Source organism: Methylorubrum sp. POS3, from assembly GCF_043352485.1.
Classification (GTDB): domain Bacteria; phylum Pseudomonadota; class Alphaproteobacteria; order Rhizobiales; family Beijerinckiaceae; genus Methylobacterium; species Methylobacterium suomiense.
Genome location: NZ_JAPRBT010000001.1, coordinates 2609086 through 2620719, shown reverse-complemented (window position 1 = coordinate 2620719; position 11634 = coordinate 2609086). Strand labels below are relative to the sequence as shown.

Sequence of the window (11634 nt, the reverse complement as noted above, 5' to 3'; positions counted from 1 at the left end):
ACCCGCCCGTTTCCGGCGGGAATGCCTCAGCGACGGACCCCATGAACCGCCCCCTGACCGATCGCCGCGACGGCCGCACGATCCACGCCTACGAGCCCAGGGCCGTGCCCTGGCTCAGCGTGGTGTTCGGCTATGGACCGATGCTGCCCTTCCTGGCCGGCGGCGCCCTCGTCTGGCTGCTGCGCGGGGAGGCCGGCGCGGCGATCTTCACGCTGACCCTGCTGTGGGGCTGCGCGATCCTGCTGTTCCTGTCGGGCGTGCGCCGGGGCGTCAGCTTCCGCACCGAGGGCGGGGCCAGGGTCTCGCAGATCGTCACGATGCTCGGGCTGTTCTTCCTCGGTTTCAGCGCGCTCGTGGCCTTCGCCCTCGGCTTCGTCGTGGCCGCCCTCGGGCTCCTGATCGTCGGCTACGTCGCCATCGCGGTGCTCGATCCGATCGCGGCGCGACGCGGGGAGGCGCCGCTGTTCTTCGAGCGGCTGCGCCCGTTCCAGATGCCGCTCGCCGTGCTCGGGCTGGCAGCCCTCCTCGCCTACCGTCTGCTCGCCTGACATGCACGTCACCCACGATCCGCAGGCGCCGGAATCCGAGACAATCGGGTTCGACGCCTTCCTGGCCGTCGATATCCGCATCGGCACGATCATCGCCGCCGAGCCGTTTCCGGAAGCCCGCAAGCCGGCCCTCAAGCTCGTGATCGATTTCGGATCGGTGATCGGCCACAAGCGCGCCAGCGCGCAGATCACCGAACATTACACGCCCGACGACCTGATCGGCCGGCAGGTGGCCGCGGTGGTGAATTTCCCGCCCCGTCAGATCGGCAAGTTCCTGTCCGAGGTGCTGACGCTGGGCTTCGCCGACGCGGCCGGCGCCGTCGTGCTGTTTCGCCCCGACCTTCCCGTACCGGATGGGAGCCGGCTGTTCTGAGGGGGCTGAATGGGATGCCCATGCTCCGTTGCCGCGGCTTGCCGCCGCGCCGCCGCCTGCGATAGAGCCGGGCCTCATTTTCGAAGAATTTCTGATCGGCGACGACATGGCCAAGGCCGAGACCCTGAAACCCCGCCTGCCGCGCGGCTTTCCCGACCGCACCGAGGCCGACCTGCTCGCGCAAGGCCGGATGCTGGACACGATCCGGCAGACCTTCGAACTCTACGGTTTCGAGGCGCTGGAAACGCCGTTCGTCGAGTACACCGAGGCGCTGGGCAAGTTCCTGCCCGACCTCGATCGGCCGAACGAGGGGGTGTTCTCGTTCCAGGACGACGACGAGCAGTGGCTCTCGCTCCGCTACGATCTCACCGCGCCGCTCGCCCGGCACGTCGCCGAGAATTTCGACGTCCTGCCCAAACCCTATCGCAGCTACCGGGCCGGCTACGTCTTCCGCAACGAGAAGCCCGGTCCCGGCCGCTTCCGCCAGTTCATGCAGTTCGACGCCGACATCGTCGGGGCGGCCTCGGTCGCGGCCGATGCCGAGACCTGCATGCTGATGGCCGATACGCTCGACCGGCTCGGGCTCGGCGGCCAGTACGTGGTCAAGGTCAATAACCGTAAGGTCCTGGACGGCGTGATGGAGGCGATCGGCCTCGCCGGGGCCGACAAGGCCGGCCAGCGGCTCACGGTGCTTCGCGCCATCGACAAGCTCGACCGGTTGGGCGCGGACGGCGTCCGCCAACTGCTCGGACCCGGCCGGAAGGACGAGAGCGGCGATTTCACCAAGGGCGCGGGACTCGCCGACGACGCGATCGAGCGCATCCTCGCCTATGTCGGCTTCGAGGCCGCCCCGCACGAGGGCGCCGACCGGCTGGCCTTCTGGGAGAAGTTCTTCGGTTCCTGGCACGCGGTGGTCGGGGATTCCGAGACCGGCCGGGAGGGCATCGCCGAACTCCACGCCATCATGCGGCTGTGCGAGGCGGCGGGCTACGGCCCCGACCGGGTGCGGGCCGATCCCTCCGTGGTGCGCGGCCTCGAATACTATACCGGCCCGGTCTACGAGGCCGAGCTGACCTTCCCCGTGACCAACGAGGACGGCCAGACCGTGCGCTTCGGCTCGGTCGCGGGCGGCGGACGCTACGACGGGCTGGTGGGCCGCTTCCGCAGCGAGCCGGTGCCGGCGACCGGCTTCTCCATCGGCGTCTCGCGGCTGTTCTCGGCGCTGCGCCTCACCAAGAGCCCCCTGGTCGAGGGTGCGGCCAAGCCCGGCCCCGTGGTCGTGCTGGTCCTGGATCGCGAGAACGTCGCCGAGTACCAGGCCCTGGTCGCCCGCCTGCGCGCGGACAACATCCGGGCGGAACTCTATCTCGGCGCTGCCGGCATGAAGGCGCAGATGAAGTACGCCGACCGCCGCCGGGCGCCGGCCGTGGTGATCCAGGGCTCGAACGAGCGCGAGGCCGGCGAAGTCCAGATCAAGGATCTGATCCAGGGCGCCCAGGCGGCCGCCGCCATCGCCAGCAACGCCGAGTGGAAGGCCGCCCGGCCCGCCCAGGTCTCGGTGCCGGTGGACCGGATGGTCGAGGCCGTGCGCGAGGTGCTGTCGCGGCATTTCGGGTGAACGGCGGAATCCCTCTCCCCTGCGGCGAGGGAGCCGGAATGACGGCCGAGCAGAGGATGGCGTCCCGCCTTACCCTGTGACGCTTCACCTGCGGCTCACCCCCAGGGAGAAGGCGAACGCCTGGGAAGGCGGGTGTTTTTCGGCCTAGAACCCCGCCGCGAGCCTCTGCGGCGCGGCCGCCCGGTGCGTCGCCCCCTGGCGGTAGAGGCCACGATGCTGGCCGTCGGGCACCAGCGCCTCGGTGAGTCCGATCACCGTCTCGGCGGCGCCGAGCAGCACCGCTCCGTCGGGGGCGAGCGCCTTGGCGATCCGCTCCAGCACGTCGGCCTTGGTCGGGGCGTCGAAATAGATCAGCACGTTGCGGCAATAGACGATGTCGAACTGCCCGAGATGCTCGAACGGCTGCAGCAGGTTGAGCGGCCGGTAGCTCACCATGCCGGCGAGCTTCGGACTGATGCGCCACTGCTCGCCTACCTGCGTGAAATGCTTCACCAGCAGTTGGACGGGCAGCCCGCGCTGCACCTCGAAATGGCTGTAGAGGCCGAGCCGGGCCTTCTCCAGCACCTCGGTCGAGAGGTCGGTGCCGACGATCTCGATCTGCCAGCCGGCGAGCTGAGCGGCCGCTTCGTGAACCAGCATCGCCAGGGAATAGGGCTCCTGGCCAGTGGAGGCCGCCGCCGACCAGATCCGCAGGCGCCGGGTCGCCCCGCGCGCCGCGATCGCGCGGGGCAGGAGCACATCGCGGAACAGGTCGAAGGGGACCCGGTCGCGGAAGAAGAACGTCTCGTTGGTCGTCATCGCCTCGACGACCGCCCGCTCCAGCGGGCCTTCCCGCGACAGGCGCAGCGTGCCGACGAGATCGGACAGGGTCGCGAGATTGAAGCGGCGGCAGACCGGCGAGAGCCGGCTCTCGACGAGGTAGCGCTTCTCCGGTCCCAGGGCGAGGCCGGAGCGCTTCTTCAGGTAGTCGCGCAGGAAGGCGAAATCCGCCTCGGTCATGCCGCGCTCCCGCCGAGGGCGGTGCGCAGGGCCGGGCCGATCTCGGGTAGCGGCAGCACGGCGTGGCACAGGCCGGCCTTGGCGACGCTTCCGGGCATGCCCCACACCGTGCTGGTGGCCTCGTCCTGGGCGAGCAACTGACCGCCCGCCTCCACGAGGGCGCGCGATCCCGCCGTGCCGTCCGAGCCCATGCCGGTCAGGATCACGCTGAGCGTTGCCCCCCCGTAGAGGGCGGCGGCGTCGAGGAAGAGCACGTCCACCGCCGGGCGGCAGAAATTCACCGGCGGGCTGTCGTCGAGGCGGATCACCGGTTCGGACGCGGTGCCCGACAGCCGCATGTGACGGCCGCCGGGGGCGACGTAGATGCGGCCGGGCTGCACCCGCTCGTCCGCCTTGCCCTCGGCCGCCGGCAGGCCGACCCGAGCGCCGAGATGGTCGGCGAAGACGGCGGTGAAGACCGGCGGCATGTGCTGGACGATGAGCACCGGCAGGCGGCGCAGGGTGGCCGCGCCGATCTTCTCGAGCACCTCGCCGACCGCCTTCGGGCCGCCGGTCGAGGAACCGATCAGCAGGACGCGCGGGGCGGTCATCGTGCGCGGCCGCGGGCGCAGGGTCACCGTACCGGACAGGCGCGAGACCGGGGCGGGCGCGGGCTGCGTCGAGGCGGTGGGTTCGACCGCGGCGGGAACGGGCCGGCGCCGGGCGCGGGCGGCGCCGAACACCCGGATCCGCTCCAGGAGATCGGCCCGGAAGCCGTCGGAGGTCGTGACGCCGCGATTGCTCTCGGGCTTGGGGATGTAGTCGACGGCGCCGAGCGAAAGGCAGCGCAGCGACACGTCGGCGTTGCGCTGAGTCAGCGTCGACATCATCACGACCTGCACGCCGGGCTGGCGCGCCAGGATCAGCGGCAGGGCCTGGATGCCGTCGAGTTCCGGCATCTCGATATCGAGCAGCACCACGTCCGGGGCGCAGCGCGCCAGCGCGTCGACGGCGGCGCGGCCGTTCGGGGCGGTGGCGACCACGTCGTGGCCGGCCTCGCCGAGCCAGCGGGAGACCAGTCCGCGCACCACGGCGGAATCGTCGGCGACCAGGACCTTGACCGCGCTGCGCGGCGCGGTTCCAGGGGCGAAGGCCGGAATGGCCGACATGCGTTTCGTGCCTCCGTGGGAGGAAGGGGAGAGAAGCCCTGCGGCCTCCCCGGGCCGCTCGGCTGGCTCGGGAGCGTCGGCGCGTCCGGCGCCCGCCGGCCGGGGCCGCTCAGGCGTGTTCGGGCAGGCGCACGGTGAAGCCGACCTGATCGAGCTTGGCCATCATGATCTCCCGGTCGAAGGGCTTCATGATGTACTCGTCGGCGCCCGCGCGCAGCGCCCGGGCGATGGCGCCGATATCGTTCTCGGTGGTGCAGAACAGCACCTTCGGACGATCGCCGCCGGGTAACTGGCGCAGGTGCCGCAGGACGTCGTAGCCGTCCATGTTCGGCATGTTCCAGTCGAGCAGGACCACCGCGGGCATCTCCTCGGCGCAGAGCGCCAGGGCCTTCTGCCCGTCCTCGGCGTCGCGGACGCTGAAGTCGAGGGTTTCGAGGATGCGGCGGGCGACCTTTCGGATCACCGCCGAGTCGTCGACGACGAGACCGGTCCTCATCGAATCTCCCCTCACGCGACCTTGGCGTCGCGGCCGGCCTCGCCGAAGGCGAGCAGCGCGTCGACGTCGAGGATGACGAGCAGGCGTCCGTCGAGACGGTGGACGCCGAGCGAGATGTCGCGCCAGCGGGGATCGAGATTGATCGGCACCGGCTCGTGGGTCTCGGCGCCGAGCTTCAGCACCTCGCCGACGCCGTCGACGATGAGCGCGAAGGTCTCGCCCGTCTGCTCCAGGCCGATCGCCATCTGCGCCGCGCCGGCCTCGCGGTCGGGCAGGCTGAGGCGGCGGCGCAGGCACAGGGCGGTGACGACGCGCCCGCGCAGGTTCAGCAGGCCGACGATCTCCTTCGGGGCGAGGGGCACCGGGGTGATGCCGGCGGGCACGAACACGTCGTGCACCCGGTCGATGGTGAGTCCGAACATGGTCTCTCCGACGAACACCGTCACGTAGTCGGTGGTGTCGGCGGGGGCGATGTTGGCGTTGGCGGCCTGCATGGCGGTCGACTCTCTCACAACAGGACGGGATCAGGCGGCGCTGGCGAGGGCGGGCTCGCCGATCTCGGAGAGGGCTGCCAGCAGACCGGAGCGGTCGAACTTCGCCACGAGGTCGCTGATGGCGAGGCTGCGCGCCTGCTCGATCGCCTCGGGGCCGACCGTCCCGGTCAGCGCCACCACCGGCATCTCGGCGAGGCGCCCGCCGGCCTTGCGCATGGCGCCGACGAGGTCGAAGCCGCTGCGGCCGGGCATCTCGAGATCGCTGACCACGACATCGATGGAGGGGTTGGACAGGAGCGTCTTGAGGGCCTCGTCGGCGCTCGCCGCCGCGCTCACGGCATAGCCCGCCGCCTTCAGCACGGGGGTGAGCATGTCGCGGAAGAAGGCCGAATCGTCCACCAGCAGGAGGGACGGCGCCTTGGTGGTGGTCTTGCGCGGACCCCGCGCCCAGTCGTCGTAGGCCAGCGGCAGGAAGTGGGCGATGTTGATGATGTCGGTGGCGCGGCCCCGCAGCACCGCCGAGCCGATGAGGTCGGAGCGGTCCGCGGCGATCTCGATGTCGAGCCGCTCCTCGACGATGTCGACGATCTCGTCGACCACGAGACCCATCGCCCGGTCGCCGTCGGAGAACACGACGAGCGACTGGCTGCCCTCCGAGCGCAGCGGGATCGACGGGTCGGCGGGCACCAGCGGCATCAGGCGGCCGCGATATTGGATCAGCGGACGACCGCCCAGCCACTCGATCTTGGTGGCGTCGATCTCCTCCAGGCGCGTGACGAGGGAGAGGGGCACCGCCTTGAAGCCGCCCGCGCCGCTCTTGAACACGAGGAGCGTCGCCTTGGCGTCGCCGGTCTCGACCTCCTCGACCTCGCTCTCCGCCGCGGCGCCCGACTGCGCGCTCTGGCCGACGAGCCGGGCGACGCCGTTGGGATCGACGATCAGCACCACGGCCCCGTCGCCGAGGATGGTGTTGCCGGCAAAGAGCGGGATGTGGCGGAGCTTGGACGACATCGGCTTCACGACGATCTCTTCCGTATGGAAGACCTCGTCGACCAGGACGCCGAAGCGCTGGCGCCCGACCTGGGCGACGACCACGAAGCCGGATTCGACGACCTCGCCCTCCTCCACCGTCGCCTGTCCGCGCATCAGCCCGTCGAGGGTGACGATCGGCAGGAGCCGCTCGCGCAGGCGCAGGACCGGCGCACCGTTGATCCGCTCGATGGCGTTGGCGCCTTCCTTGGCGCCCTTGGCATCGACTCGCACCAGTTCGAGCACGGCGATCTGCGGCACCGCGTAGCGCTGGGCGCCGGCCTTGACGATGAGCGCCGACACGATGGCCAGAGTCAGCGGGATCTTGATGGTGAAGGTCGTGCCGCGGCCGAGTTCGGTGGCGATGTCGACCACGCCGCCGATGGTCTCGATGTTGGTCTTGACCACGTCCATGCCGACGCCGCGGCCGGAGACCGAGGTGACGGCCTTGGCCGTCGAGAAGCCGGCGTGGAAGATGAACTTCGCGACCTGCGCGTCGGTCATCTTCTCGATCTCGGCGGCGGGCGCGAGGTTGCGCTCGACCGCCTTCTTGCGGATCGCGGCGAGGTCCAGGCCCTTGCCGTCATCGGCGATCTCGATCGTGATCGTGCCGCCCTCGTGATAGGCGGACAGGCGGATCGTGCCGCGGGCGGGCTTGCCGGCCTTGATGCGCTCGTTGGTGGCCTCGATGCCGTGGTCGGCCGAGTTGCGCACCATGTGGGTGAGCGGGTCCTTGATGACGTCGAGCACCTGCCGGTCGAGTTCGGTCTCGGCGCCGGACATCACCAGCTCGATGCCCTTGCCGAGTTCGGCCGAGAGATCGCGCACGACGCGGGGCAGCTTCTGCCAAGCATTGCCGATCGGCTGCATGCGCGTCTTCATGACGCCCTCCTGCAGCTCGGCGGTGACGTGGGAGAGCCGCTGGAGCGGCACCTTGTAGCTGGAATCCTCGTGACGCCGGGCGATCTCGAGGAGCTGATTGCGGGTCAGCACCAGTTCCGACACCATCGTCATCAGGTGCTCGATGGTGTCGACGTTCACGCGGATCGTCTGCGCCTTGGCGATGGCGCCCTCGCCGCCCTCGGCAGGTCCGGAGGCGGCGGCGGAGGCGCGGGGGGCGGCCGGCTCGGGCGCCTCCTCGGCGGCCATGTCCGAGGCCATCTCGAAGGCAGGCAGTTCCCGGGCCGGCTCCTGGGCCAGGGCGTAGGCGGCGGGGGCCGGAGCGGGTTCGAGAGCGAAGTCGTCGGGGCCGGGCGCTTCCAGGAAGGCGCGCTCCAGCTCGTCCAGCGAGACCTCGCCGGGTTTGAGCTCGCGTTCCACCGGCGGCGGCAGCACGATTGCGGCGGGTGCGGCGACGGGGGCCGGGGCGGCGGCCGGCGCCTCCTCGGACGACATGCGATCGAGGGCGCCGATCAGGTCGTCGTCGGAGCCGGAGGGCTCGGTGCCGGAGGCTTCGAGGTCGGCGAGGATCGCCTTGAGGCGGTCGAGGGTCGCCAGGATCAGGGTCACGGAGGCGCCGCTGACGGGATAGCCGTCGCGGAAGCGGCCCATCAGCGTCTCGGCGGCATGGGCCAGAGCCTCCAGCCGCGGCAGCCCGAGGAAGCCGCAGGTGCCCTTGATGGTGTGAACCAGGCGGAAAATGTTGCGCAGGATCTGCTGGTTGTTCGGATCCTGCTCGAAACGGACCAACTCCGCGTCGACCGTGTCCAGATGCTCGGCGCTCTCGACCAGGAACTCGCGAAGCAGATCGTCCATGACAGGCACTCGTCAAACGCGCACGAAAGGATGTGCGCCGAGCACTCTCGCCTTGGAAAGTTAGTGAAGGGTTTCGTGAAGGGCGGAAAGCACAGATAAGCCGTAAGAGATTCCGCCCGCCACGATTTAAGCGAGCTGCGTGTCCGAGGGCGGCGCGCTGTCGGAGGGGCGCTCGTCCTCGACACTCGGCGCGGGCGCGCCGGGCAAGCCGGTCTTGGCTTCGGTCGGCGTGGCGCTGACCGTCACCTCGTCACCCTCGATGACGAAGCGCACGTCCATGGCGGCGGCCCGGGCCACGAGGCCGGCATAGAACGGCAGGATGCCGTGGGCGTCCACCGTGCCGCCCTCGGGCGTGCCGGCGATCAGCGCCTCGACATGGTTCGGGATGCGGGCATGGCTGCCCTTGGAGCGCAGGGTGAAGGTCGGCGCATCGCCGTCGCCGGCGACCTTCACGTCGATATGGCCGCCGCGGGGGATCGCGGTCGAGGCGATGACGACCAAGTTGAGGAGCAGCTTGACCTTGTTCTTCGGAAACAGAGCCTGCGGGGCGCTCCACGAAAGCTGGGTCTTCTCGTCGGCGAACATCGCCCGCGAGACCTTCTCGGCATCCGCGAGGTCGATCGAGGCGCCCGCCGAGCCCGCCGCCCCGAAAGCGATGCGGGCGAACTGAATCCGGGCCGAGGCGGTCTTGGCGCTCTTGCGGATCAGGTCGAGGGCGAATTCGCGCATCGACGGGTCGTTGTCGTCCTCCAGCACCTCGAGTCCGTTCACGATGGCGCCGATCGGGCTGATCACGTCATGGCAGACGCGGGAGCACAGGAGCGCCGACAGGTCGAGGGCGTCGAGGGTGAGGCTGGTGCTGGGGCCGCTCATGGCACGCTCCGTTGCCGGCTCCGATGCCGGATGTCGCGGCAAGCCGCGCGTTCTTGTCCAAGTTCGCCGCCCGCCGGTCCGCGGCCGCAAGGCTGCGTTCGGCGCGGGCACCCGGGCACCGATAGTCATGGAAGGCGGCTTTGGGAAGGCGCACCCGCCCCGCCCGACCGGCGAGCGCTGTCGGCGACACGCCTGCCCTTTCGACGCTCAAGGCGGGATCGCGCCTTCCTTCGGCGCCGATGCGGTCATCGCTCGGGAGCGCCCGACCCCACGGATCCCTCCCGATCCCCTGACGGTTTCCTTCACGATTGCTTGGGCGGACGCTTCAACCGGATGGCAGCCCGAAATGGCACCGACCCGTCTCGAATTGTCCCAAATCGGGCCCGAAGAGGTCTGCGCGGGTCGATCCGCCGGGACGTGCGGGACGCCGTTCAGCAACGAGTCAGGCCGGGACGCGCCATTTGCCCGGCCCTTGCTTGCCGAACCGTGCCGCGTCGCCCCGGCGCCCGCCCAGGTGCCCTGCCCCCGATCGATCGCCCGACCCTAACCGCATCATGACCCCGCGATGACCCCCCCCGATCCGCTCCCCGCGCTTTCCCCGACGGCCCCCGTGCCGGAGGCTCTGCGCGATCCCGTGGCGGAGGCGTTGGCGGGCATCGCCTGCGAGGCGGGACGGATCCTGCGGGGCTTCCACGGCGGCGACTGCCCGCACGTGGTCAAGCCGGACGGTTCGCCCGCGAGCCTCGCCGATGCCCGCTCCGAGGAACTGATCGTCTCGGCGCTGACCGCGCGCTTTCCCGGCATTCCGGTGATCGCCGAGGAGACGTCCTGCACGGCGCCGCCCGCTCCGTTGTTCTTCCTCGTCGATCCCCTCGACGGCACCCGCGACTTCCTGGCCGGCAACGAGCAGTACTGCGTCAATATCTGCCTCGTGCAGGGTGACCGGCCGGTCGCCGCCGCCCTCGCCGCGCCCGGCCTCGGCCGCGTCTGGGCGGCGGGCCTCACCGCCCGCGAGGCCTCGATCCGGGAGGGGCGCCCCACCGCCTTCCATCCGGTCACGGTGCGGGAGGCGCCCGCCGACGGCCTCGTCGCCCTCGTGAGCCGCCTGCACGGCGACAGTGCCACCGATGCCTGCCTGGAGCGCCTCGCCGTCGGCGAGCGCCGGGTGACGTCCTCCGCGCTGAAATTCTGCCTGATCGCCGCGGGCGAGGCCGACATCTACATCCGCTGCGCCCCCACCATGGAATGGGATACGGCGGCCGGCGACCACGTGCTGACCATGGCCGGCGGGCACGTGGTCGGGCCGGATGGCGGCATCGTCACCTACGGGCATTACGCCCGCTTCTACCGGAACGGCCCCTTCGCCGCCCTTGGCTCGGCCCGCTACCGCGACGACCTCGACCTGCCGCGGGACACCGCCGTCACCTATTTCGACCGCCGCCGCGCCGGGGAAGCGCTCGACGTCGGCCTGCGGGGGTGAGGCGGGCGCGCTTAACCCTTCGTTAACCGGAACTTGACTTGATCGGGCCATCGTTGCGCGCTCTCTCCCCGGGCCCGGCCCGGCCGGAGCGCCCGTGTCGCGTCCCGGCACGGGGCCTCCGGCGCCGAGGATCGGGCGCCGCCGAGGGAGACCGACCATGCCGCACGATCCCACCCGGAGCACGAGCCGCCGCGCCGCTTTGCTCGGCCTCGCCGCCGGCCTGATGGCCGCCGCCGCCCCGGCGGCCGCCGTCGATGACGGGGGACGCCCCGAATCCTTTCGCCCCTCCGAGATCATCGACAACGGCCACCGCTTCTTCGGCAGCGTGTCGCGGGGGCTCGCACTGACCATCGAGGAGGCGACCCGGCGCTGGGGCGAGCCCAATGGCTACATCCTCGGCCAGGAGGCCTCGGGCGCGATCGTCGGCGGCCTGCGCTACGGCGAGGGCACGCTCTACACCCGCAATGCCGGGCAGCGCCGGATCTACTGGCAGGGTCCGACGCTGGGATTCGACGTCGGCGGCGACGGCGCGCGCACCATGATGCTCGTCTACAATCTGCCGGCCCTGCCCGCCCTCTACCGCCGCTTCGGCGGCGTCGCTGGCTCGGCCTATTTCATCGGCGGCTTCGGCATGACCGCCGTCACCGACGGTGACGTGGTCGTGGTCCCGATCCGCTCCGGCGTCGGCGCCCGGCTCGGCATCAATGTCGGCTACCTCAAATTTACGAGCCGCGCGACCTGGAACCCGTTTTAAGGGGAGACGCTTGCCTCCGCGGCGGCAACCCGGGCAAAAGACCCGCGGCCGGATGGATCGGCCGAAC

11 protein-coding genes are annotated in these 11634 nt (G+C 70.8%); 5 read left to right on the top strand and 6 right to left on the bottom strand.

Translation table 11 applies throughout. The annotated features are described in order from the left end of the window. The first annotated feature begins 41 nt into the window (after window positions 1-41). The 3 genes from OWC43_RS12295 (at window position 42) to hisS (ending at window position 2539) form a co-directional block, all read left to right on the top strand. A complete protein-coding gene (locus OWC43_RS12295; protein ID WP_393956901.1) occupies window positions 42-548 on the top strand; it encodes a DUF3429 domain-containing protein in 507 nt (168 codons plus the stop codon). Between the two features lies 1 nt (window position 549). Beyond that, window positions 550-921 (top strand): tRNA-binding protein, encoded by a 372-nt coding sequence (locus tag OWC43_RS12290; RefSeq protein WP_393956900.1) that lies wholly within the window; start codon window positions 550-552, stop codon window positions 919-921. Between the two features lie 106 nt (window positions 922-1027). After that, window positions 1028-2539 (top strand): histidine--tRNA ligase, encoded by a 1512-nt coding sequence (gene hisS / locus OWC43_RS12285; protein ID WP_137831640.1) that lies wholly within the window; start codon window positions 1028-1030, stop codon window positions 2537-2539. A 144-nt stretch (window positions 2540-2683) separates the two neighbouring features. Here hisS and OWC43_RS12280 read toward each other — a convergent pair whose 3' ends face one another. From OWC43_RS12280 to chpT, 6 genes are all read right to left on the bottom strand, one after another. Then, window positions 2684-3538, bottom strand: coding sequence for a protein-glutamate O-methyltransferase CheR (locus OWC43_RS12280; RefSeq protein ID WP_137831637.1), 855 nt, complete (start codon window positions 3536-3538; stop codon window positions 2684-2686). Next, window positions 3535-4686 carry a chemotaxis response regulator protein-glutamate methylesterase gene (locus OWC43_RS12275; protein WP_137831636.1) on the bottom strand — a complete coding sequence of 384 codons (1152 nt, stop codon included), beginning with the start codon at window positions 4684-4686 and terminating at the stop codon, window positions 3535-3537. The genes OWC43_RS12280 and OWC43_RS12275 overlap by 4 nt, the downstream gene beginning before the upstream one ends. A gap of 109 nt (window positions 4687-4795) precedes the next feature. Continuing rightward, the gene (locus OWC43_RS12270; protein WP_137831635.1) at window positions 4796-5182 is read right to left on the bottom strand and encodes a PleD family two-component system response regulator; all 387 of its coding nucleotides are present in this window, start codon (window positions 5180-5182) and stop codon (window positions 4796-4798) included. A gap of 11 nt (window positions 5183-5193) precedes the next feature. Next, a complete protein-coding gene (locus OWC43_RS12265) occupies window positions 5194-5676 on the bottom strand; it encodes a chemotaxis protein CheW (RefSeq protein WP_137831634.1) in 483 nt (160 codons plus the stop codon). A gap of 30 nt (window positions 5677-5706) precedes the next feature. After that, the gene (locus OWC43_RS12260) at window positions 5707-8460 is read right to left on the bottom strand and encodes a chemotaxis protein CheW (RefSeq protein WP_393956899.1); all 2754 of its coding nucleotides are present in this window, start codon (window positions 8458-8460) and stop codon (window positions 5707-5709) included. A 126-nt stretch (window positions 8461-8586) separates the two neighbouring features. Beyond that, complete coding sequence (gene chpT, locus OWC43_RS12255; RefSeq protein WP_137830512.1) at window positions 8587-9333, bottom strand: histidine phosphotransferase ChpT; 747 nt, start codon at window positions 9331-9333, stop codon at window positions 8587-8589. Between the two features lie 565 nt (window positions 9334-9898). Between chpT and OWC43_RS12250 the strand changes: the two genes are divergently transcribed. Both OWC43_RS12250 and OWC43_RS12245 read left to right on the top strand, forming a co-directional pair. Continuing rightward, complete coding sequence (locus OWC43_RS12250) at window positions 9899-10813, top strand: 3'(2'),5'-bisphosphate nucleotidase CysQ (RefSeq protein WP_393956898.1); 915 nt, start codon at window positions 9899-9901, stop codon at window positions 10811-10813. Window positions 10814-10970: 157 nt separating this feature from the next. Beyond that, complete coding sequence (locus tag OWC43_RS12245) at window positions 10971-11567, top strand: DUF1134 domain-containing protein (protein ID WP_393956897.1); 597 nt, start codon at window positions 10971-10973, stop codon at window positions 11565-11567. Window positions 11568-11634 lie beyond the last annotated feature (67 nt).

Coding starts and splice junctions, on each gene's coding strand:
- OWC43_RS12295 (WP_393956901.1), top strand. CDS start 42: ATGAACCGCCCCCTGACCGATCGCCGCGACGGCCGCACGATCCACGCC.
- OWC43_RS12290 (WP_393956900.1), top strand. CDS start 550: ATGCACGTCACCCACGATCCGCAGGCGCCGGAATCCGAGACAATCGGG.
- OWC43_RS12260 (WP_393956899.1), bottom strand. CDS start 8,460: ATGGACGATCTGCTTCGCGAGTTCCTGGTCGAGAGCGCCGAGCATCTG.
- OWC43_RS12280 (WP_137831637.1), bottom strand. CDS start 3,538: ATGACCGAGGCGGATTTCGCCTTCCTGCGCGACTACCTGAAGAAGCGC.
- hisS (WP_137831640.1), top strand. CDS start 1,028: ATGGCCAAGGCCGAGACCCTGAAACCCCGCCTGCCGCGCGGCTTTCCC.
- OWC43_RS12275 (WP_137831636.1), bottom strand. CDS start 4,686: ATGTCGGCCATTCCGGCCTTCGCCCCTGGAACCGCGCCGCGCAGCGCG.
- OWC43_RS12270 (WP_137831635.1), bottom strand. CDS start 5,182: ATGAGGACCGGTCTCGTCGTCGACGACTCGGCGGTGATCCGAAAGGTC.
- OWC43_RS12250 (WP_393956898.1), top strand. CDS start 9,899: ATGACCCCCCCCGATCCGCTCCCCGCGCTTTCCCCGACGGCCCCCGTG.
- chpT (WP_137830512.1), bottom strand. CDS start 9,333: ATGAGCGGCCCCAGCACCAGCCTCACCCTCGACGCCCTCGACCTGTCG.
- OWC43_RS12245 (WP_393956897.1), top strand. CDS start 10,971: ATGCCGCACGATCCCACCCGGAGCACGAGCCGCCGCGCCGCTTTGCTC.
- OWC43_RS12265 (WP_137831634.1), bottom strand. CDS start 5,676: ATGCAGGCCGCCAACGCCAACATCGCCCCCGCCGACACCACCGACTAC.